Consider the following 22,076-nt stretch of genomic DNA (forward strand, 5'->3'; position numbering starts at 1 on the left):
ATAATACACCTACATATTAATGCGATAGTTGCTTGCGACCCTTTCGGCGCCGTCGATTCAGCACATGGCGACCACCAGGAGAACTCATGCGAGCGCGAAAACCATGTTTATTTTTGCGCTTGCGGTTATGTGGTTGAAACGTGCGCTTCATTAAACCACCTCGTATCTGCAAAAATTTCAATTATCTATATCGACAAAGAGTTTGGAATATAGAAGTGTGTATCTCCTTTGTCAAGCTATTTCCCCTTGACTGGAAGGCTCTGTGGTTATACTACTATATATAGTGTACATTTTTTTTGTACACTATATATTGACTTTTTACTATTATTTTACTATTTTTCAAATGTTTATTAATATTTTCTTTGCCCAAAACACTCTTGACACCATTTATTTCATTGCTTAGCTTTTGGTTAGGTTTCAGTATTTTTTGAAATTCACTTTCGAAGTGGACTCTCCCACCGTGGTCTGCTGTTAAGAATAACCGAGGTATTTCGATTTCAAAGTTTCAGAATACTTTCAATTTCCTTCCTATAATTGAGTTCCCCCCATTTTCTGAAGCGAAGTCAGCCCCCCGTATATTCGGTTTTTTTCGGACAACGGTTTCCAGCACGTAAAGTATCCTATTGATATTCCTTTAGTTGGCGCGTGTTTGCCAGCCATAGACGGTATTGCCCTATGGATGAACGCTCTTCTGACTTATGGAACCGGTGTCTCTACGCCATCCAGGAAAAAATACAGGATCAGAGTTTTGAAACCTGGTTCGCTCCAATCAAGGCGCGGCAGTTTACCTCTAAAGAGGCTATTCTGGTGGTGCCGGAGAGGATTTATGCCGATTGGTTAGAACAAAATTACATCGGGTTGATCAAAACGACTATCCAGGAAGTTTTCACCTGGAATCCACGTATAACCTTTGTCGTTGGTGATACTTATCAACAAATGCCATCTGCTGTGACAGATGCTCCCGAATTTGTCCACGGAGCACCTCTTGATTCTGTATCGGCTGCGGCATCTTTCCAACCTGACTCTGTCCAACCAGTATTTCCGCTCAATCCCCGCTATAGATTTAATAATTTTGTTGTCGGTGAAAGCAATGAGGTGTCGTTTTCCGCAGCAAAAGCTACAGCAGAGTCGCCTGGACAAACAGCTTTTAATCCCCTTGTCCTTTATGGCGGCGTTGGATTGGGAAAAACCCATCTGCTCCAGGCCATTGGCACACACTGTATCGAAATGGGGACCGCTCAACGCGTGGTTTATGTTACTGCACAACAGTTTGTCAATGATTATTTAGAAGGAATCAATCGCGGAACAATCGCCGTTTTCCATCAAACGTATCGCCAGGCGGATGTGTTGCTCGTTGATGACATCCAGTATTATGTGAAGACCGAAGGTTGTCAAAGAGAGTTTATCCATACATTTAACGCCCTATTTCAAGGAGATAAGCAGATCATCATCAGTTCTGATCGCCCACCATCTCATCTCAAGGGATTTGAAGATCGATTGATTTCTCGATTTCAATGGGGTTTGGTTACAAATATCGAAGCGCCAGACCTGCCCACGCGCGTGGCAATTTTAATGCAAAAAGCAGAAGAGATGGGTGTTTTATTATCCCATGAAATTGCCAGTTTCTTAGCTGAACAGATCGATACCAATATCCGCGAACTCGAAGGCGCATTAAAACGCCTGATCGCCTATACCAAATTACAGCGCTATCCGCTCACGATTGAAACAGCCCGAAAGACGCTGCTAAGCCCACCCCAGAAGACCAAACCGACTATTACTATTGAAAGCATTCAAAAAGCAGCAGCCCACTTTTTTGAAATACCTTTAGATAAACTGATTGGCACAACGCGGAAGCAGGATGTGGCAACAGCCCGTCATGTGAGTATGTATTTGAGCAAATCTCTGACAGGTGCTCCGCTCAAGACTATTGGTTTGCAATTTGGAAATCGCGATCACAGCACAGTTATTCACGCATGCCGGAGAGTAGAAGACAAAATATCAGCGGATCCAGAATTTGAACATCTTGTGAGCGAACTACAAGATCACATCGTAGGTTAGAGTAGAGACCTGTAAGCAGAAATTTTTCAGGTTATACCACGCGTAATTAAATATACACCTCAGGCTCGTTTAGAAGTCTGGGGTTATTTTTTTACTATAGGGTCGGTTATTCACATTATCTGTTTTATATTATTAATAAAATAGAAATGTGTACTTGATATACGATAATAATAATAACGCTGTGAATTCTGTGGAAAATGCGACAATAAAAGAAAAACCCGCTTAAAAATAGGGGGTTAAGAATGCTTCTGCCAATATGACACTGTGAATTTCTATGTGCAGAACATGTGGAAATCTGTGTGGTTTTCCACAATTTGGAATGTGGATTTCTTTTTCACACAAAAAATCCACAATCTATCCAGATTCTTTTCCACACCCAAAATCTTGTGCACAGTGCTGTGCACAGAAAGCGTTTCTCTTTAAAAATCAATAACTTTTTATTTTTATCATTAAGAGATTGCAAATTGAGTTATCCACATCGGGCAAATCTATTGTTGATAGACATCATACAGGTAAGAGGATTTTCTCTTTTTCGTTGAGGATATGTTTATATTGTTCCGTGTCATCAGGCGTAAGCTATCTTACCACGCATAGTTAATAGGAGACGGTTGAGGTGCTGACTTATGATTCTCAAAAAGCGATGCGCGCATTGTGCAAAAATGATCGCACACTCGGTCAATTAATCGAGCAGGCAGGACCAATGACCCTTGATTTGCCCAAACGATTAAACCCTTTTGATGCGCTTTTGCGGTCGATTATCTATCAACAACTCTCAGGAAAAGCAGCTGCCGCCATTCACAAACGGGTGCGTGCTCTGTTTTCTGGGGGAAAGATCAACCCGAATGAAGTACTTGCGATAGATGACGAAGTGCTTCGCAATGCGGGCATGTCCCGGGCAAAAGTGGTCGCGGTAAATGATCTGGCTCAGAAAACCATAGATGGTCTGATTCCCCCAGGTTCACGCCTCCGCGAAATGTCGGATGCCGATATTGTAGAAAATCTCACACAAGTGCGCGGCATTGGGGAGTGGACCGTTCAAATGCTTCTGATGTTTCAACTCGGTAGGCCAGACGTGCTCCCGACAAAAGATTTGGGGGTGCGCAAGGGATTTATGCTCACTTATGGGTTGGACGAGTTGCCTGCAGAAAAAGAAATGATAGTTTATTGTGAGCGGTGGCGACCTTATCGCTCGGTGGGAAGCTGGTACATGTGGCGGGCACTTGAATTGTGAGCCTAAACTTTCATTCTAAATGGAGCGGAGTATGCCAAATCTAATCGTTTTATTGAGTGACCAGTTGCGCCGGCAGGCTCTTGGCGTTCACGGCGACCCGGATGCACGCACACCGCATTTAGACGCCTTTGCACAACAAGGTGTTCGATTTGACAATGCGTGTTCCACGTATCCGATCTGCGTGCCTTTTCGATTTACACTTATGACTGGCGAATATGCCCATGTCCGCAAAATACCGGGCATTGAATACGCGATGTCCACGGAAGAACGGACGCTGGCAGATGAGTTTAATGAGGCGGGGTATGAAACCGTTTATGTGGGCAAATGGCATCTCGATGGCGGGCACGGGCGGTTGGGATCTGCTGTACAGGTCAATCGCACGCGGATACCGCGTTCTCGGCAGGGGCGCTGGCAAAAGTGGTATGGTTTTGAGCTGCGCAATGATCCCTTTGATACCTGTTATTTTGAGGACGACGATCCCGCGCCGAAAAAAATTGAAGGGTATCAGACCGATGGCCTGTTTCAACTTGGGATGGATTATATAAAAGACCGCGCAGATGACCGTCCTTTCTGTATGGTCATTTCTGTGGAACCGCCTCACGACCCTTTTGTGGCTCCCGAAGATGTGCAATCCGCCTGGGAAGCGAGAGATATTGTATTACCCGAAAATTTTGATGTGGCGGATCCCGTACAACGCAAAAATTTTATTCTCAATCGCAAGCGCTACAACGCCATGGTTGAGAATCTGGATGCCAATGTGGGAAAGATGATGGCTTTTCTCAAGGCAGAGGGATTATTGGATGATACAGTCATGGTCTTTTTATCCGACCACGGCGAATTGGCGGGCGCACACGGTCTGCGTGCCAAGCAGTGGCCCTACGAAGAGTCTGTGGGGATTCCGCTGATGGTGTGGGATCCTCGTGTGAGAGACCGCGCGGGAACGGTGATCAATGCCCCGACATGTACCGAGGATTTGTTTCCAACGCTGCTGGGTCTGGCGGGATTGGTGCCTCAAAATGAGGTGCCGGGGACGAACTTGACGCCTCTTATTCAAGGGGATGTTGATGTGCTTGATCGCGAGGGTGTTTTGTTGGAGTTTGTTGCGGAACTGCGAGAAAGACCACCGTTTTTCGATGAGGTCTGGCGGGGGTTTCGGACGCGGGATTACAAATATACTGTGAAGGGGAACAACATGGGTGGCAAGCCCTGGCAATTTTTTGATCTGAAAAACGATCCCGGGGAAATGAATAATCTGGTGGATGATCCCAATTACCGCGACCAGATCGCCCACCATCATCGCTTGCTGTGCGAACGGATGATTGAGACAGAGGATCACTTTGTCCTGCTTCCGGCGTTTGACAGTGAAGGTGTAAACGTCTGGGAAGCGTAAGTTCAGGGTTTCCAGATGGTCGCACCGATGTAGCGTTCGCCTTCGGGGGTATCGTTATAATAATAGGCCGTTACAAGAGATCCATCGGGTCTTAAAACGGTGCGCGGATACCCGATATCCGCATTTCCCCCGTCGTCGCGCAGTACAATTTCCTCGCTCCAAATGGTTCCGCTCATATCACTGATCCTGGCGCGAATACCATAAGGTGCTGCGCGATAACCGTAAGTTAGAACGATTCGCCCATCCTTCAGAAGCGTCAATGTCGGCGGGTTTCCCCCCTGGCCAGAAGCGGGTACAGGCTGGCCGACATGTGTCCACGTCAGCCCATCATCTTCGGATAAATACGTATCAATCCAGTGTTTAGACGCTGTAAATTCTCCGCGCTCCGTGCACCGCACAGCGACCAGAATACGCTCTTCATTCAGACGCAAACTCGCTGGCATGATTTGAAAGCCCGCAGGTTCTTCACTCAGCCACGATAGAAATCCAAATTTGCGCCCACCATCATAAGACCGCGCAGCAAATACGCGGCCTTCCAGTCCATTGCGCTTATTCGCCGTTAGAAATAGCATGCATTGATCCGCGCTATCCACCAGATAATCCGTTCGCGCAGCGATCCCGGTTTGTCCCCACATAGGAAGCGAGAAAGGTCCGTTCCACGACTGGCATCGGTCCTGCGAATAGTACCAGAAGGAACAGACTCCCGGACCCAGGCCCGTCCTGGCACACATCAATGCGAAGTCGGGATGCGAAAAATCTACATTGCCCGGACAATCTGTCGGCCCGTGTTCTCCGTCCAGAATTTCACCTACGCGCAATCCCTCGTTCATGTGTTCATCGGCTGATAATCCGCGATTTTCCGGGGTTTTGCACGGCATAGGAATTACTTCCCAGGTTTCGCCGCCATCTACACTTTGCGCCTGCATGTTTACAAATGGACGGTCTTTGTCTCGCGCGTGAAAGCCGCCCTCGGGATCTGTATATCCCAGCGTAAATCCCAGCGCGATCTCGTCACCCCACGACCACACGCCGTAATTTGCGGGCCAACCCGCAAACCGCCCCGTTTCTCGGTACACTGTTACGTGTTTCATAATTTGACCGTACCATCTTCCAGCATGCTCAACAGTGCCGAATCATCTACATTTAGCGGTAATTCAACTCTGCCCCGACGACGACTCGATTCATATGTTGCAAAAATCAATTCTGTTGCTTGCAGTGCTTTGCGCCCTGAAAGTTCGGGTTCGCGTCCGTTTTTCACGGCATCGACGAGGTCCAGCACAGCAACGGTTGTCGCATCGCGCTGACTCACCATGCCGCTGAGATCCACATCTACCTCCTGGGTGCCCGATACAACGCGGAGTGGGCGCGCATCGCGGCCCCCAATTTCAATGAACCCTTCGCTCCCGACCAACCGATTCGCAACGCCCTGCATCCTGGTTATACCTGTTACCAACAATCCCTCGCGCCCATTTTGATACCGAATCCAGGAAATCCCGCTGCCTTCTACGGGGGTCCCAAACACCTCGCGCCCACCTTCTGCGTCGATTTGCCCGATTACCCACTCGGCGGGTTCATCGTCATTGTAAAAGAAAAACATATCGAACCAGTGCGTGCCCCAGTCGAACATGTTCGGGCAATTGCCCTCAAAACGCCGCACTTCGCCAATGGCGCCAGATTTTGCAATCTCCTTTGCCTTTATAAATTGCCCGGCAAACCGCCTTTGATGACAAAATGTAATGACCACGTCGTTATCCACGCAGGCCTGATACAGCGATTTTGCTTCTCCCCAGGTCGGTGCCATGGGCTTTTCTGCGTGAATCGCCTGAATCCCACTGCCCGCCGCATCTACAATCATATCGTGATGCAATCCGGTCCAGGTACACACACTTACAAAGTCCAGGTCTTCCTTCTCCAGCATGTCGCGGTAGTCTTCGTAGCCATTTTCAACACCAAATTCCGCCATGTACGCCGAACGCGGATCCTCAAACGGATCGGCACACGCTACGATCGCTACGTCGTCTGACGCGTTCCATCCGCGCGCGTGCGCTTTTCCACGACCCCCACAACCGATGACACCAGCCTTAAAATTTGCCATTTTTTTCTCCTGATAAACGTTAAACCACACCTACGTTGTGTAAATCGATGTCGCATCCACGACATACCCCTTTTGATTATCCACCACATTCAATAGGGGTTCTCCCGCGCAGAATCGCCGCACATTTTCCACGATTAATGCCTTTCTGCGCTTGTCTATTTCGGGCGAAATGCCGGCCACATGTGGCGTCAGAATTACATTTTCCAGGGACCACAGAGCGTGATCTTGCGGCAGCGGCTCCTCTTCATACACGTCGAGACCGGCACCACCGATCTGCCCGGATTGCAATGCACTGGCCAGGGCGTGCAATTGGACCACTTTGCCGCGACCGATATTGATTAGAATCCCCGTATTTTTCATTGCGCGAAACATGTCCGCGTCGAACAGCCCTTCGGTCTGTGCTGTATGTGGTACGCATATCACGACAAAATCCGACTCTCCGACCATATCCGAAAGTTCATCGGGAGAATAAATACGTGCGATAAAATCGGGTTTTCCCTTTGGTGCTGGATCCATTCCCAGCACGCGCATGCCAAATACCGGGCCCCGCTCGGCAACAGCCAGACCAATGCCTCCCAGGCCGACGACACCCAATGTCGTGCCCGCAAGATGGATTACGGGGGCGTCTTTTTCCCATTTGCTCTGGGACTGATTGCGAATATAGTGGTGCAATCCGCGGGCAAAGGCCATGACCATTGAAAAGACGTGGTCGGCGATCACATCGCTGTATATCCCGCGGATATTCGTCACTGTCAAGTCGCTTTCCCGCAGTTCTGGAAAATAATAGCCATCCAGCCCGGCACTCGTCGCCTGCACCCACCGCAGTTTTTTCGCCGCTTTCAAAATTTGCGGGGACATACCGCCAAAATACGCATCTGCATCACCAATTTCCGACAGAATGTCTTCTTCGGACTTCACCACGACTGTTTCCACCCCCAGGTCGCGGATCTGCTGCATGTATTCATCTTCCAACGCCCGCTGCAATACCATTTTTATTGCCATTTGGATCTCCTTCTATGCTTGCCAGGGGATACTGCCATTTTGCTGCATTTCCGTTTGTAACAATTCACCCATCTCCCGAAATGCGCTTGTTTTTGCCCGATCAGATGTTTCTCGAGGGTCATTGCCCAGATCGTAAAGTTCCAGTGGCTCAAAAGGACTGTTGTGCAACAATTTGATATTGCCGCGTCGAACAGCGTGCTGGTTTAGTCCGAGGAATGAGGGACCCCCGTCTTTTCGCACCCAGTACATCACGCGATCAGAGAAATTCTGGTTTTCTCCTCTCAGCGTTGGCAAAATAGACAGTCCTTCGATTTCATGGTTGACCGATACACCTGCTATTTCGCAGGCTGTGGGGAACACGTCCATCAGCATGGCAACGTTATCACACACTTGGCCTTTCTCAATTCCATCTGCCCACATTGCACAGGTGGGTACCCGAATGCCGCCTTCATACATCTGTCCCTTTCCGCCTTTTAAATCACCGTTGGTCGCGCCCACATTTAACTGTCCGCCATTGTCCGATGTGTAGATCACGAGCGTATTGGCGAGTTGTCCGGTTTGCTCGAGCGCGTCCAGAACCCGACCAATGCCCGCATCCATGTGTTCGACCAGTGCGATGTATTTCACCCGTTCGGGCGAGGCATCAGGCTCGCGCTGGCGCACGCGTTCTATCCAATCTTCTGGCGGTTGAATGGGCGTGTGTGGCGCATTATAAGCCAGATAGAGGAAAAACGGCTGTGACGAATGCGCGTGTCCTCGAATCGCTTCTATCGCCCATTCTGTAAACAGATCCGTTGCGTGTCCGCGCGGATCAATTACTTCGAGATCCTTCCGCATGTAGTTCTGATCGTGCCGCAAATGCGTGTAATAATCGTCCATCATGTCGCCCAGAAAACCGTGGAAATGATCAAATCCGCGCTTGCACGGATGGTTTTCTGGTTTGAGGCCCAGGTGCCATTTTCCAACGATTGATGTATGATAGTCTTTTTGTTTGAGCATGGATGGCAGTGTTATGGCATCGCGACTGAAATATCCCCAATTACTCTCGGGGTAAGTGCGAATCACGCCCGGCACGCCAACCCGATCTGGATACCGCCCGGTCATCAATGCTGCGCGACTGGGGGAACATACGGAGGAATTTGCGTAGAATTGCGTCAGGCGCATGCCGTTTTCAGCAATGCGGTCGATATTTGGCGTTTGAATATACGGTCCCCGATGTGCCGAGATATCGCCGTAACCGTGATCATCGCCCAGGATGATCAGGATATTGGGCAAATGTGCCATTTCATCTCCTTATAATTACAGGTGTCGCAGCATTCGCCGCACGAGTTCGCGTTTTTCCGCGGGGTCTTTTGCCCAGCAAATTTCCTCAAATCGATCTTCAAATGTCCCCGAGTTTTCGATTGTTCGATCCCGACTCAATTTTTGCAACTGCTCAATTTCACGGGGGTCAAGTCTATGGGACATGCGGTTTAGTGCAAATTTAAACCGTTTCGGATTCCGCAAAAAATAAGTGCCCAGATCCCGGAGCATGTCGCCGTATTTCAAACCTTGCTCCGCAACTGTTTCCGCGAGTTTATCATTTTGCATGACTAAAATTCCTTTCTTACTCATTGGGACGTTTTCCAATTGTATCCGCGAGGTGGTCCATCAGATCGTCGAGTGCTTGCCGCGATGCGCGACCGCGAAAGGCTTTGCGCGCCGGGTCGTTTGTTTCTGCCATCCATTCTTCGAGCGCATTTCTAAGTTCCTGGATTTCATCGGCATAGTTGGGGTCGTCAATGAGGTTGTTCAGCGCGTTGGGATCGTTCTCAAAATCGTAAAATTCTTCGAGTACGCGATAGCTGAACAAATGGTTTCGCGCAGCCAATTCCGGCTCGTTGGCTTCTGCTTCTTTCATCGCCTGCCAGGATCGACCGTTCTGAGATTCATTTCGAAATTCTCGTTCGCCATCAGACCAGGGATTGAAGATATAGCCGAACCGCGCGTTTTGCACGCATCGCATCGGGTAATTGCGCCGCCCCGAGGTCTGGTGAAATTGCGTGAACACACGCTCACATCCATCCTGTTTTTCACCCCGCAATACGGGTAGACGCGATTTGCCATTGACGCCGTCCGGGATATCTACCCCAATCGCATCTAGCACCGTAGGCAAGTAATCTACTCCGGAGATAAAATGCTCGGTATCCACGCGCCCGGCTTGAATGACCGCGGGCCACCGCGCCAAAAAGGGTGTGCGCGTGCTGTTCAAATAACAATTTGTTTTCGCGAAGGGGAATGCCATACCATTATCGGATAAAAACATCACGAGGGTGTTCTCCGCCACGCCCGCTTCGTCCAGCACATTGAGCAATCGGCCCACAGTGTCATCACAGCGGCGAACAGAGTTGTAATACTCGGCTATTTCCAGACGCACATCCGGTATGTCGGGCAAGAACTCGGGAATGACTACTTCTTCCGAGTCAAATGTGCGCGAGGGCGGTACCGCAGGCGGATCGAGTTCGCTGTACCATTCGGGCTTGTCATTGCCGTAGAACGGACGGTGCGGATCGTGGGAGTTCGCCATGAGGAAAAATGGGCGGTCGCCATCTACGGCAGATTGAACAAAGTTTTTGGTATTTTGATAATACGCATCGGGATTTCGTCCCTGCCCCAGGTCAATCTGATCATGCGCCATGTCCCATTGAAATGCCGCGTATGGCGTCGAGTGTGTCACTTTGCCTAAAATGCCCACATCATAGCCCTCACCGCGCAAGATATCGGGTAGTATGGGGACGCCTTCGTGTCGCAAATGATAAAAGCCCTCGCCCCCGCTGAGATGCGGATAGCGCCCGGTCATCAATGCCGAGCGGCTCGGTTGGCATACTGCTATTGTCACATGTCCGTGGTTAAACCGCAATCCTCCCGCGGCCAATCGGTCAATATTAGGTGTCGTCCCCGCTGTTGGGCAACCAAATGCCCCCACCGCGTCCCAGTTCATGTCATCTGCTGTTATCAACATAAAATTTGGTCTGTCCATATTGCTCCTTTCCTCTATTCTTCTCCGTCAAAATATTCCACCTCAGTCAGGCGGCCCAATTTGCCCGGTGGACGAATTGCCCATTTATCCGAGTCCGGATAATAGACCGGGTCGCTCACGGGATTGTCGGCAATGACGTAATAAATCAGATCCTCTGTCGCACTTGTGTTGCGAATTTGATGCGCGGTTCCAGGGGGCTGAACAAATGCATCGCCTGCTCCCACCTCAAATGTATGATCGTTTCGGCGCACGGCGCCTTGACCTCGGAGCACGATATAAAATTCCCACTGTACCTGGTGCGCATGGCACGGAAAATTTATCTTTCCCGGCGCCAATCGCACCCGTTCGACCTCAAATGGTTGTCCCGTGGTTTCCAATGCTCCGGAAATATCCTTTCGAGACAAACCGTATTTGCCTGTGCGCGATTGGCGCGATGTTTCCTCTATTTCCGATTCGTTGATTTTTTCTATCACTATGATTTTCCTTCACTTTGGTGGGTTACTGCGCGTTCCATCCGCCATCTACATATAGCGATGCTCCCGTCATAAAGCTGGAGGCATCACTCGCCAAAAATAACGCTGCGCCACGAATTTCATGCAATTCTGCCCAGCGATTTAATGCGGTCAATTCCAATAGCGACTTCACTTTCTCGGGCGTTTTTAGAAGCGGTACATTGATCTCTGTCAAAAAGGGTCCGGGACACAATGCATTGCACCGCACATTGGACTCTGCCCATTCCAGTGCCATTGTTTTTGTCATGCCGATTAATCCCGCTTTTGACGAACAATAGGCCGAGCGCTCTCTTAATCCGACGCCGCTTAATGCCGACGCGATGTTTACCACTGAACCCGATCCTTGGGGCTTCATAACCCGGGCAGCCGCGCGACAACACAACCATACACCAGTGAGATTGATGTCGATCACTTGCTTAAATTCGTCGAGGGGAAAATCCTCTACGGGATGCCGAATATTAATCCCCGCGCTGTTGATCAACACGTCTAACTTCCCGTATTTCTCGATGACTGCATCAAATACCCGGTCCACGTCTATTTCACTGGTTACATCTCCAGCGATACCAATACTCTCTTGCCGTGTTTCTTCTGCAATCTCTGAGGCCACGCGGTCACAGTCTGCCTGCGTCCGCGAACAAATGATGGTTTTTGCACCGGCCTGCGCCAATCCCATCGCCATTGATGCACCCAATCCTTTGGATCCCCCGGTGATCAAGGCGACCTTTCCATCCAGTCGAAATAAATCCATTACGTGTATTTCTGGCATGTTTTCTCCATTATGGTCTCAATGTCACCTTTACGGACTGCGTTCCGTCTGCGACGAGGTCAATTCCTTTATGAAAATCCTCAAGTGGCAATTGATGGGTTACGATCTGGTCCATTGGGAGGCGTCCCTGTTCGAGCATTCGAATGGCAATGGGATAACAATGCGGACTCAGATGCGCGCCGTGAATATTGAGTTCTTTTGTGTCGCCAATAATCGTCCAATCCGTTGTCACGGGTTCGCGCATTACGCTGAATTCGACAAATGTGCCGAGTTTGCAAATCATAAGCAGTCCCTGTTCCACTGCTGCGGGATGCCCGGTCGCCTCAATATACACATCGCAACCATAACCTTCTGTCAATTTATGGACTTCGTCAATCACATCCACCGAATTTGGATTCAACCCCAGATCCGCCCCACAGGCTCTGGCTATTTCCAGCCGTTTATCACTTAGGTCTAAGGCAATTAGCAAAGCGGGATTCTTCATTCGCGCAGCAGCGACCATGCCCAGGCCCAGCGGTCCTGCACCGGCAATGACGACTGTGTGGTTTAACTGAATATTGCCGCGTTCGACCGCGTGAATCGCACAGGCGAGGGGTTCTACGTACGCCGCATGCGCGGCGGGTATGGATTTTGGCACGCGATAATTCAAAGCTCTGGCAGGTAACCTGCAATATTCAGCCATTGCGCCAAAGGTCGCCTGACGAAAGCCGTAAATATCGTGTACCATGCACATCCAGTATTGCCCGCGCAAGCAATAACGACACGCATTGCACGGCACGATTTGCTCCGATACGGCGAGGTCGCCAATCGCCAATCCATATTTGTCACTCGCACCGTCGCCGAGTGCAACGACCTCTCCCACAAACTCGTGTCCGGGAATAATCGGTGCCTGGCAATAGCCCTCGCGGTGGGAATCGCCCCAGAACATGGGTGCTCCCAGATAGCACTTTAAATCACTTGCACATATACCGACCGATTGTACGCGAATCAGGACCTCACCCGCCTCTATCTGGGGTACTGCGAATTCTTCCAGGCGATAATCTTCGGGCGCGCGGCACATGACTACGGGCATTGTTTTTGGCAAATCACCCATATCAAATCCTTTTCTTGACAAGAGAAAGCCCTTAGGATACACTTTAACGGTTTGACAGTATAAAGAAAAACGAAAATATTTTCATCACTAACCTTATGAGGTAAAAGTGGCAATTGGTATTGGCTTGATTGGCATGGGGGTTGTGGGCGGCGGTGTGGCCCGCATCCTTCGAGACCGGGAACGCGAATTCAAAGACGTTCGGGGCCTCGATCTCGATATTCGCAAGGTTGCTGTGCGCGATTTGTCCAAATCTCGCGCAATTGATTTGATGCCCGATTGTTTTACGACCAATCCTATGGATGTGGTCGCGGATCCGACAATCCAGATTGTGGTTGAGGTGATGGGCGGTGTCGATGCGGCTTATGATCTCGTTCTCGCGGCGCTTCAAAATGGCAAAGATGTTGTTACGGCGAACAAAGCGCTTCTTGCCGAACGCGGCGATAGCCTGTTTGAGGCAGCGGCTCAAAACAATGTGGGACTCGGCTTTGAAGCCAGTGTCTGCGGTGGTATTCCCATTATCCAGACACTCAGCCAGGGGCTGGTGGCGAATAATATTCAATCGCTTTACGGCATTCTCAACGGCACGACGAACTACATCCTCACCCGGATGACAGAAGCCGGAGAGGACTTTGATCCCATGCTCAAAGAAGCACAGGACAAAGGGTTTGCCGAAGCCGATCCCACCATGGATATCGACGGTACAGATGCGGCTCAAAAGCTCGCGCTTCTCTGCCGCCTCGCCTTCCGCCAGCGCGTCTCGTCTGGCGATATTCTCAAAGAGGGTATCTCTCATATTACCGCATTGGATATCGATTTTGCCCGCGAACTCGGCTATACCATCAAATTGCTCGGCATAGCCCGCGTGGTGGGTAGTCGCATTGAAGTGCGCGTGCATCCCGCCTTTGTGCCCCACGATGCACTCCTGGCAGATATTCGCAATGAATTTAATGCTGTGGAAATTGTCGGTAGTGCGGTTGATGCTCAGGTTTTTTACGGCAAAGGCGCCGGTGAATTGCCCACAGCCAGCGCGGTGGTCGCCGATCTGGTCGCCATTGCCGAGCGGCGCAAAGCCGGTCTTGGTCCCGCGGGAGCACCGCTTGCTCCGATACCTGAAGCGGACCTCGTTCCCGTCGGCGAGATTCAGACCGGTAGCTATTGTAGGCTTACCGTTTACGACAAACCCGGGGTGCTGGCACAGGTTGCCGCACTCTTTGCCGGTGAAGATATCAGCATAGAAACGGTTATCCAGCACGGGCGCTCGGAAACAGAAGGTGGCACGGTTCCTCTGATTATGATCACACACGATGCCCCCGAAGCTGCGATGCAACGCGCCATCACGCGCATTGGGAATTTGTCCGCTGTGACAGAAAAACCGCAGATTATTCGGATTCTGCATCCGTGAGGAGATGTGAAAACAAAAAAGCGGCAGAGATTTATCTCTGCCGCTACGTATTTTCATTCAAAATATTGTGTTGTTCACTTCCATCCTGTTCGCTTTTGCACCTCGCGCCATAATGCCTTCATCGTTCCGTTTTCCTCAGCCGTGTTCTCCTCTCCTGTTTCACTTACTTCTTCAGATGTTGCATCCATCGCGGTTTCGCCTTCTTCTTCCTCGTCTTGATTGACCACCTGCGCCACATCGATTACCTGATCGCCTTCATCCGGATTGATCAGACGCACGCCCTGCGTATTGCGCCCAATCACGCTCACGTCCGCTACTTTCTGTCGGATCAAGATGCCATTCTGCGTCACAATCACCATATCGTCGCGGCTATCTTCCGTCACGCCCATCACCGATACCACAGGCCCATTGCGATCTGTAGTTTTGATGTTGATCACGCCTTTGCCGCCCCGGTTTGTCAGGCGATACTCCGAAATCGGCGAGCGCTTGCCATATCCATTGGCACATATCGACAATAAATGAGATTGCTCTACAGCTTCAGGTTTAACGACGACCATGCCCACCACGACATCATCGCCTTGCAAGGACACGCCGCGCACGCCCTGTGAGTTGCGCCCCATTGCCCGCACTTTGTTTTCTTCAAAGTACACAGCTTGCCCGTGCTTTGTGGCAATGATAACCCGGTTGTCACCCTCTGTAACCGCGGCTTTGATTAGCTGATCGTCTTCCCGCACATTCATCGCAATAATGCCACCCTTGCGCGGGCGACTATAAGCCGATAGCGCCGTCTTTTTTGTCAGGCCCTTTCGAGTTATAGACAGCAGATAGCGATCTTCGTCAAATTCGCGCACTGGCACGACTTCAGCGACCTTATGTCCATAGGGGATATCCACCACATTGACAATGGGCCGACCGCGCGCTTGACGCGTACCCCGCGGAATTTCATGGACTTTTAACCACACACAGTGCCCGCGGTCTGTCAATACGAGGATATAACTGTGCGTGGAAGCCACGAACAAGCTTTCTACAAAATCTTCATCTTTTGTTCGCATCCCCGTGATCCCGCGTCCGCCCCGGTTTTGTGCGCGATAGGTGGATACTGGAATGCGTTTGATGTATCCATTGTGAGAAATGGTAATGACCATGTCTTCTTCGCGGATTAAATCTTCGATGCTGAACTCAGTGGCCGCGAACACGATTTCCGACCGCCGCTCGTCGCCGTATTTTTCGCGCATCACACCTAATTCGTCTTTGACTATTTGCATGCGCGATTCGCGGTTGTCCAGAATAGAGCGCAGTCGTTCAATCTCTTGCGTCAGTTGGGCGTATTCGTCTTCTATCTTTTGTTGCTCCATGTTGGTCAATCGCTGCAGTGTCATGGACAGAATGGCCTGTGTCTGGCGTTCGGACAATTCGAGTTGTGCCGTCAATGCATGCCGCGCTTCATTGGGATCTCGTGAGCCGCGGATAATGCGGATCACTTCGTCGATGTTGTCCTGCGCGATTATCAATCCTTCCAGGATATGTGCGCGCTCTTCAGCGACTCGCAGTTCGTATTCCGTGCGTCGCTTCACGACATCGTGGCGGTGATCGATATAACACTGCAACATTTGCTTCAAGGTGACCTGTTGGGGCCGGCCGTTGACCAGCGCAACCATGTTGGCCGCAAATGTCGATTCTAATTGGGTGTATTTGTAGAGTTGGTTCAAGATCACATCCCCGACCACATCGCGTTTGAGTTCCACGACGATGCGCAGCCCATCGCGGTCGGATTCATCCTGAATATTTGAAATCCCTTCAATGCGTTTTTCGCGTACCAGATCCGCCATTTTTTCCAATAGCGTTGTCTTGTTCACCATGTAGGGAATTTCTGTGATGATAATGGTTTCTCGTCCGGTTTTGTCTTCTTCTATATCGGCTTTTGCCCGGATCCGCAGATGTCCGCGTCCCGTCTGATAGGCGTCTAAAACGCCGCTCATGCCATAAATGATGCCGCCGGTTGGAAAGTCGGGTGCTTTGACATATTCCGTCAACTCAACGATATCCAGTTCGGGGTTATCGATCAATGCGACGAGGCCATCGACGACCTCTCCCAAATTGTGCGGCGGAATTGCCGTGGCCATTGTCGTGGCAATGCCCACAGCGCCATTGCAAATCATGTTTGGAAACGCAGACGGCAATACCTGGGGTTCTTCCAGGCGCTCGTCGTAGTTGGGGCGGTAATCAACGGTCTCTTTCTGGAGATCGTTCAACATCTCTTGCCCCGGTCCGGCCATACGCGCTTCTGTGTAGCGCATTGCAGCGGGTGGATACCCGTCAATGGAGCCAAAATTACCCTGTCCATCTACGAGTGGATAACGCAACTTAAAATCCTGCGCCAGATGCACCAGCGTTGGATAGACAATGTCTTCACCGTGCGGATGATAATTGCCCGAGGCATGACCGGCAATATGAGCGCATTTTCGATGCTGCCGGTTTGCGCCCAGGCCGAGGTCATTCATTGCCACCAAAATGCGTCTTTGCGATGGCTTCATCCCATCGCGCACATCCGGCAATGCGCGATTGACCAGCGTGCTCATCGAATAATCGAGCATGGACTTCTTTAACTCATCGCCAATTTCAACAGGGATCACCCGCGATCGTTCTATCATCATTGTCTTATCGTCTCCTTTTTAAGGTCCCGACACATCCAATTCCGCTTCCAGTGCGTGTTCTTCGACGTATTTTCGCCTGGGGGCGACGTCATCACCCATGAACATTGAAAATGCGTGCTCGGCTTCCATGGTATCTTCTTCCGTGACGAGTAATACCGTGCGCGTCTCGGGATTCATGGTGGTTTCCCACAGTTGTTCGGGATTCATTTCCCCCAGACCTTTGTAGCGCTGAACGGTCACACCTCTGCCTTCTTCGCCCAATTCTTCCAAAATGCGGTCTCGCTCGGCATCGTCATAAGCATAGCGTTCTGTGCGCCCTTTTTTGACCAGATATAAGGGCGGTTGAGCGATGTACACGCACCCATCCAAAATCATCGGTCGCATATAGCGGAAGAAAAACGTGAGCAACAAAGAGCGAATATGCGAGCCATCTACATCGGCATCTGCCATGATGATAATTTTGCCGTAGCGCAGTTTTTCCACGTCGAAATCTTCCCCAACACCTGCACCGAGTCCCAAAATAACGGGTTGCAACTTGTCGTTGCCCAATACCCGGTCCAGCCGCGTTTTTTCCACGTTTAGCAACTTGCCCCACATCGGTAATATCGCCTGAAATGCGCGATTGCGTCCCTGTGCTGCCGAACCGCCGGCCGAGTCACCCTCCACCAGAAAAATTTCTGTTTCTTCTTTGTCTTTAGAAGAACAATCCAATAACTTACCCGGCAGGCCACCCCCTTCGAGTACGCCTTTGCGACGCACGAGTTCGCGTGCTTTGCGCGCAGCTTCTCGCGCCCGAGCCGCATCAACAGCTTTTTGCAAAATCCTTTTTACCATATTGGGGTTTTCTTCAAAGCACTCGCCCAGCTTTTCTCCTACCAGCGATTCAACAATGCCGCGCACTTCGCTGTTGCCCAGTTTCCTTTTGGTCTGGCCTTCAAACTGCGGTTCGGGCACTTTCACACTGACCACAGCGGTAAGTCCTTCACGGGTATCTTCGCCTGATAGCGCGAATTTTTCATTTTTAAACACATTGTTTTTGGTTCCATAAGTGTTTAATGTCCGCGTAAGTGCTGTTCTGAATCCGGTTTCGTGTGTTCCACCTTCAAGTGTGTGGATATTGTTGACGTAGCTCAAAATATTTTGCTGGTAGGAATCGTTGTACTGAAATGCCACTTCGGTAACCACGCCGTCGCGTTCACCTTCAAAATACACGGGATCGTGGAGTGCTGAACGCCCCTCATCCATATATTCCACAAAGGCTTGTAGCCCACCATCATAGTGAAAAATTTCTTCATAATCGTCGCGGTGATCTTTTAACGCGATGGTGAGTCCCCGGTTCAAAAATGCCAGTTCGCGCAAGCGATGCGCCACAATTTCCTGGTTGTATTCAACGGTTTCAAAAATTTCATCATCTGGCTTAAATGTGGTCCTGGTTCCGGTCGTCGATCCCGGACCAATGTCCTCTACCTCTGTAACGGGTACCCCGCGTTCGTATCGCTGTGAATACACCCGCCCCTCGGGGTCGATGAGTTTGGAACACACTTCAACTTCACACCATTTTGATAGGCCATTTACGACCGAGACGCCCACGCCGTGAAGGCCTCCTGAAACCGCGTAATTTTTTTTGTCAAATTTGCCCCCTGCATGCAGCACGGTCATGACGACTTCCAGGGCAGAGCGCTGTTCTTCTGGATGTTGATCCACGGGAATACCACGGCCATTGTCCGTTACTGTAACAGTCCCTTCTTCATTGAGAAAAACTTCAATGCGATCGCAATGCCCCCCCATGGCCTCGTCAATGCTGTTGTCAACCACTTCCCATATCAGATGGTGCAGCCCATTAACGCCCGTGTCACCAATGTACATTGCCGGACGTTTTTGCACTGCTTCAAGACCTTTGAGAACTTGAATATCATCAGCAGTATATCCATTTTCAACTGCATCTGCCATATATGACTCCTGTGTGAGCGAATAGACGAATAGACGAATAAACGAATCAGCGGAATGCTGTATAACTGGCCGTCTCTCAGGCCAGTTCATCAACGAATAGACGGATCAACTTTTAACCGAATTGTTTTTACCACATCACCGCCAACCTCGCGGTTCAAATTTTGACGTATAGTTTCGCGTTGATAGCGCAACCATTCACTCTGTGTGGGGTGTTGTGCTGAAACAGTTAATTCTCCTTGCTCCCCCCGAAAGCCTTCGACCTGGGTTACAGCCGCAATATCTTCACCCACAATTTTTTCCCACAATGACAATACGCGCTGTTCTCTCAATTTTTCCGCAAGTCCCAGGCTATCTACCAACTGGCGAATGGCATCACCTGCGGAAACCGGGTCAGATGTTGGACCACTCCGGTACCTGTAAATACCGCTTTTGCGTCTGTCTGTCTCGGCATCCATTTTATTCACAATTTCAACAGCCGAAATCCGTGTTCTTTAAAATCCAAATCCGGATCGCGCGCTGAGGTTACGACCACTTGCCCAAAATCGGGAATGAGGTTCAATACGGCGTTTGCCCGTTTGGGATCGAGTTCTGAAAACACATCGTCCATCAGCAAGACAGGGCGCCACCCGGTCTGTTGTTCTAAAAATGTCGCTTCGGCCAATTTCCATGAGAGCAGAACGGTTTTTAGCTGGCCTTTGGACGCGAATTGATGGACTGCTTTGTCATCAAGTGTAAAAATCAGATTGTCGCGGTGTGGTCCCGTAAGTGTATATCGCAGTTCAACTTCCTGCGGCAACCGGGTCGTCAGTGCTTCGAAGAGTATTTCCCTGCCCTGATCGCGCGTTTCCAGGGATATGGGACTGCGGTAATTCGCTTTCATTTTTTCTGATGTGGGCGCAATGGCACAATAGTATTCAGATAGCAGATGTTGTATATCATTCAGTGCTTCGAGACGGTGAGATATTATGCGAGCACCTAAATTGGATAATTGCTCATTCCACGGTTCAACTTGTTCGGGATGTGATAACAGTGCTGAACGGCGGTCTTTTAACAAGCGATTGCGCTGTGCCAAAACGCGCTGATACCCTTCCAGATCGGCTAAATAGGACGCGCTTGATTGCGAAACGAGAATATCTAAAATGCGGCGGCGCTGAGCCGGTTCGCGCAATACGAGATCTACATCTTCGGGAGAAAATAAAACAGCGTTGAATGCGCCAATGAGGTCTGAAAGGCGGGGAAGAGAAGCCTCTGCAACAGAGGCTTGTTTCTTGCCAATGTGGGGATCGTAGGCAATGCGAATGGGGAAGGAACGATCTTCGCGCTCAATCTGGGCTTCGATCACAAAATAGTTAGCACCCCACCTGAGCACATCCCGATCTCTGGCACCGCGACCCGATTTGGCCAGTGCCAAAAAATACAACGCTTCTAAGACATTTGATTTACCGCGGGCATTATCTGCCCAGATTGCCGTTTTTGCCTGATCAAATGTAAATTCAGCATGCTCAAAGTTTCGAAAATTGGTGAGTTTAAGAGAGGAAACATACATCAGTCATTGAGTCGCAAGGGCATAAGGAGACAAAGATAATCTTCGCCTTCGAGTTGTTCACCAGGTCTGATGATTCCCGCGGCAACAGCGCTGTCGAGTTCAAAGAGCACTTCGTCACAATGAATGCGCCGGAGTACGTCTTGTAGATAGCCGGAATTATATCCAATGGTCATTTCATCTTCATCGTATTCAACGCCCATAGATTCGCGTGCTTCGCCTCCTATTTCCTGGCTGGTCGCTGATAATGCGAGTTCGTTCTTTTTGATTTCGAGCCGCAACTGATGGGTCTGAGCACTTGCCAGAATGGATACGCGCCGCACAGCGGGTAGCAATTGGCTGTTCGAAACACGAAGACGCTTGCCGTTGTTTTGGGGAATCACCTGTTCGTAATCGACATAGGGACCTTCAATCAGTCGAGAGAAAATCTGGATGGCGTCTTCGTCGCCCAGTGAAAAGAGCACATGGCTTTGCCCGAGTTGTACTTTTTGAAGATCCTCCCCCCCGCCCATGAGTTTAACGACGTGATTCAAAGCATGAGGGGGAACAATGGCTTCTCTGTTTTGATCGGGCAACCCATCCTGTATCCGCGAATATTTGACCAGGCGATGACCATCTGTTGCCACCATGGTCATGCGTCCATTGCCAATCTGCCAGAGCACGCCTGTGAGTACCGGACGCGTTTCATCGCGAGACACGGCAAAGATCGTTTTAGAAATCATTTCGCCGAGGACATTGCTATCGGCCGAAGCCTCCTGAGCCTCCTCATCTTCATCGGACAGAAACGCGATCTCGGGACCATCGATCTCCTCAGGCAGATCGGGAAAATCGTCGGCAGGTACCGACATCAAGGCATACGTTCCTTCGGCACCACTTTGGCGCTGAAGCGTTACACGGCCTTCTTCTGCGGTGAGGGATAGGGATTCTTCGGGCAATTCGCGCACAATTTCTGAGAATTTGCGCGCTGGCACCGTTGTTGCCCCGGCGTCTTCAATGGTGGCTGAAAGTTTGCACGTTATTGATATATCGAGATCTGTGGCACTCAAACACACATCGCTGCCATTGTTTGCATCTATCAGGATGTTGGACAATACTGGCAATGCGGTTTTAGAGGGCACAATATCAATCACAGCCTGGATACCTTTGAGGAGTTCATCTTTTTCTATTGATACTTTCATGAATGCGTTTCTCCCGAGCGCGTTGAGCACTTTGTAAATGATTTTTTGGGGTGTTGTATAGCGCGTTTTTTTGAGGTCAAAAGAGGATGATTTTTTGTTCAATTACAGACATCATAATTTACTGAATTTTAACGATTTTGTCAACCTTGCATTTTGTCCGAAAACCCTCTGTGTCCCAAAGAG

General features: G+C 50.1%; 19 protein-coding genes. 4 read left to right on the plus strand and 15 right to left on the minus strand.

Translation table 11 applies throughout. From position 1 onward, the window contains the following. Window positions 1–16: 16 nt before the first annotated feature. Window positions 17–151 carry a 50S ribosomal protein L34 gene (rpmH, locus tag OXH16_16630; protein MCY3683024.1) on the minus strand — a complete coding sequence of 45 codons (135 nt, stop codon included), beginning with the start codon at window positions 149–151 and terminating at the stop codon, window positions 17–19. A gap of 524 nt (window positions 152–675) precedes the next feature. Here rpmH and dnaA point away from each other — a divergent pair. From dnaA to OXH16_16645, 3 genes are all read left to right on the plus strand, one after another. Continuing rightward, window positions 676–2,058, plus strand: a complete 1,383-nt coding sequence (dnaA, locus tag OXH16_16635; GenBank protein ID MCY3683025.1) for a chromosomal replication initiator protein DnaA — start codon at window positions 676–678, stop codon at window positions 2,056–2,058. A gap of 613 nt (window positions 2,059–2,671) precedes the next feature. Further along, window positions 2,672–3,289, plus strand: a complete 618-nt coding sequence (locus tag OXH16_16640; protein ID MCY3683026.1) for a DNA-3-methyladenine glycosylase 2 family protein — start codon at window positions 2,672–2,674, stop codon at window positions 3,287–3,289. 31 nt (window positions 3,290–3,320) lie between these two features. Next, window positions 3,321–4,679 carry a sulfatase gene (locus tag OXH16_16645; protein MCY3683027.1) on the plus strand — a complete coding sequence of 453 codons (1,359 nt, stop codon included), beginning with the start codon at window positions 3,321–3,323 and terminating at the stop codon, window positions 4,677–4,679. A 2-nt stretch (window positions 4,680–4,681) separates the two neighbouring features. On the opposite strand, the gene OXH16_16650 is transcribed toward OXH16_16645, so the two are convergent. From OXH16_16650 to OXH16_16690, 9 genes are read right to left on the minus strand one after another with little or no spacing between them, the layout of a single operon-like run. Further along, a complete protein-coding gene (locus OXH16_16650) occupies window positions 4,682–5,770 on the minus strand; it encodes a sialidase family protein (GenBank protein ID MCY3683028.1) in 1,089 nt (362 codons plus the stop codon). After that, complete coding sequence (locus tag OXH16_16655; protein MCY3683029.1) at window positions 5,767–6,774, minus strand: Gfo/Idh/MocA family oxidoreductase; 1,008 nt, start codon at window positions 6,772–6,774, stop codon at window positions 5,767–5,769. Before OXH16_16655 ends, OXH16_16650 begins: the two co-directional genes overlap by 4 nt. Window positions 6,775–6,804: 30 nt before the next feature. Further along, window positions 6,805–7,776, minus strand: a complete 972-nt coding sequence (locus tag OXH16_16660) for a D-2-hydroxyacid dehydrogenase (protein MCY3683030.1) — start codon at window positions 7,774–7,776, stop codon at window positions 6,805–6,807. A 12-nt stretch (window positions 7,777–7,788) separates the two neighbouring features. Continuing rightward, window positions 7,789–9,060 carry a sulfatase-like hydrolase/transferase gene (locus OXH16_16665; GenBank protein MCY3683031.1) on the minus strand — a complete coding sequence of 424 codons (1,272 nt, stop codon included), beginning with the start codon at window positions 9,058–9,060 and terminating at the stop codon, window positions 7,789–7,791. Window positions 9,061–9,075: 15 nt separating this feature from the next. Then, window positions 9,076–9,366 carry a hypothetical protein gene (locus OXH16_16670; GenBank protein ID MCY3683032.1) on the minus strand — a complete coding sequence of 97 codons (291 nt, stop codon included), beginning with the start codon at window positions 9,364–9,366 and terminating at the stop codon, window positions 9,076–9,078. Window positions 9,367–9,382: 16 nt separating this feature from the next. Then, window positions 9,383–10,795, minus strand: coding sequence for a sulfatase (locus OXH16_16675; protein MCY3683033.1), 1,413 nt, complete (start codon window positions 10,793–10,795; stop codon window positions 9,383–9,385). 14 nt (window positions 10,796–10,809) lie between these two features. Continuing rightward, a complete protein-coding gene (locus tag OXH16_16680; protein MCY3683034.1) occupies window positions 10,810–11,268 on the minus strand; it encodes a cupin domain-containing protein in 459 nt (152 codons plus the stop codon). A gap of 25 nt (window positions 11,269–11,293) precedes the next feature. Beyond that, window positions 11,294–12,073 (minus strand): SDR family oxidoreductase, encoded by a 780-nt coding sequence (locus OXH16_16685; protein MCY3683035.1) that lies wholly within the window; start codon window positions 12,071–12,073, stop codon window positions 11,294–11,296. Window positions 12,074–12,083: 10 nt separating this feature from the next. Continuing rightward, window positions 12,084–13,166, minus strand: coding sequence for an alcohol dehydrogenase catalytic domain-containing protein (locus OXH16_16690; GenBank protein ID MCY3683036.1), 1,083 nt, complete (start codon window positions 13,164–13,166; stop codon window positions 12,084–12,086). A 106-nt stretch (window positions 13,167–13,272) separates the two neighbouring features. Between OXH16_16690 and OXH16_16695 the strand changes: the two genes are divergently transcribed. Further along, a complete protein-coding gene (locus OXH16_16695; GenBank protein ID MCY3683037.1) occupies window positions 13,273–14,568 on the plus strand; it encodes a homoserine dehydrogenase in 1,296 nt (431 codons plus the stop codon). Between the two features lie 74 nt (window positions 14,569–14,642). On the opposite strand, the gene gyrA is transcribed toward OXH16_16695, so the two are convergent. From gyrA to dnaN, 5 genes are all read right to left on the minus strand, one after another. Then, window positions 14,643–17,219: a DNA gyrase subunit A gene (gene gyrA, locus OXH16_16700; GenBank protein MCY3683038.1), complete on the minus strand. Its 2,577-nt coding sequence runs from the start codon at window positions 17,217–17,219 to the stop codon at window positions 14,643–14,645. 21 nt (window positions 17,220–17,240) lie between these two features. After that, on the minus strand, window positions 17,241–19,172 hold the full coding sequence (gyrB, locus tag OXH16_16705; GenBank protein MCY3683039.1) for a DNA topoisomerase (ATP-hydrolyzing) subunit B: 1,932 nt from the start codon (window positions 19,170–19,172) through the stop codon (window positions 17,241–17,243). A gap of 89 nt (window positions 19,173–19,261) precedes the next feature. Then, on the minus strand, window positions 19,262–19,627 hold the full coding sequence (locus OXH16_16710; GenBank protein ID MCY3683040.1) for a DUF721 domain-containing protein: 366 nt from the start codon (window positions 19,625–19,627) through the stop codon (window positions 19,262–19,264). 5 nt (window positions 19,628–19,632) lie between these two features. Continuing rightward, entirely contained in the window at window positions 19,633–20,718 is a 1,086-nt protein-coding gene (recF, locus tag OXH16_16715) for a DNA replication/repair protein RecF (protein ID MCY3683041.1), read from the minus strand. Then, window positions 20,718–21,893 carry a DNA polymerase III subunit beta gene (gene dnaN, locus OXH16_16720; GenBank protein MCY3683042.1) on the minus strand — a complete coding sequence of 392 codons (1,176 nt, stop codon included), beginning with the start codon at window positions 21,891–21,893 and terminating at the stop codon, window positions 20,718–20,720. Before dnaN ends, recF begins: the two co-directional genes overlap by 1 nt. Window positions 21,894–22,076 lie beyond the last annotated feature (183 nt).

It is taken from the genome of Gemmatimonadota bacterium, assembly GCA_026705765.1.
Lineage (GTDB): Bacteria > Latescibacterota > UBA2968 > UBA2968 > UBA2968 > VXRD01.

Bases quoted from the DNA above. Each gene is read 5' to 3' on its own strand.
- rpmH (MCY3683024.1), bottom strand. From the start codon at position 151: ATGAAGCGCACGTTTCAACCACATAACCGCAAGCGCAAAAATAAACAT.
- dnaA (MCY3683025.1), top strand. From the start codon at position 676: ATGGATGAACGCTCTTCTGACTTATGGAACCGGTGTCTCTACGCCATC.
- OXH16_16645 (MCY3683027.1), top strand. From the start codon at position 3,321: ATGCCAAATCTAATCGTTTTATTGAGTGACCAGTTGCGCCGGCAGGCT.
- OXH16_16650 (MCY3683028.1), bottom strand. From the start codon at position 5,770: ATGAAACACGTAACAGTGTACCGAGAAACGGGGCGGTTTGCGGGTTGG.
- OXH16_16655 (MCY3683029.1), bottom strand. From the start codon at position 6,774: ATGGCAAATTTTAAGGCTGGTGTCATCGGTTGTGGGGGTCGTGGAAAA.
- OXH16_16660 (MCY3683030.1), bottom strand. From the start codon at position 7,776: ATGGCAATAAAAATGGTATTGCAGCGGGCGTTGGAAGATGAATACATG.
- OXH16_16665 (MCY3683031.1), bottom strand. From the start codon at position 9,060: ATGGCACATTTGCCCAATATCCTGATCATCCTGGGCGATGATCACGGT.
- OXH16_16670 (MCY3683032.1), bottom strand. From the start codon at position 9,366: ATGCAAAATGATAAACTCGCGGAAACAGTTGCGGAGCAAGGTTTGAAA.
- OXH16_16675 (MCY3683033.1), bottom strand. From the start codon at position 10,795: ATGGACAGACCAAATTTTATGTTGATAACAGCAGATGACATGAACTGG.
- OXH16_16685 (MCY3683035.1), bottom strand. From the start codon at position 12,073: ATGCCAGAAATACACGTAATGGATTTATTTCGACTGGATGGAAAGGTC.
- OXH16_16690 (MCY3683036.1), bottom strand. From the start codon at position 13,166: ATGGGTGATTTGCCAAAAACAATGCCCGTAGTCATGTGCCGCGCGCCC.
- gyrA (MCY3683038.1), bottom strand. From the start codon at position 17,219: ATGATAGAACGATCGCGGGTGATCCCTGTTGAAATTGGCGATGAGTTA.
- gyrB (MCY3683039.1), bottom strand. From the start codon at position 19,172: ATGGCAGATGCAGTTGAAAATGGATATACTGCTGATGATATTCAAGTT.
- OXH16_16710 (MCY3683040.1), bottom strand. From the start codon at position 19,627: ATGGATGCCGAGACAGACAGACGCAAAAGCGGTATTTACAGGTACCGG.
- recF (MCY3683041.1), bottom strand. From the start codon at position 20,718: ATGTATGTTTCCTCTCTTAAACTCACCAATTTTCGAAACTTTGAGCAT.
- dnaN (MCY3683042.1), bottom strand. From the start codon at position 21,893: ATGAAAGTATCAATAGAAAAAGATGAACTCCTCAAAGGTATCCAGGCT.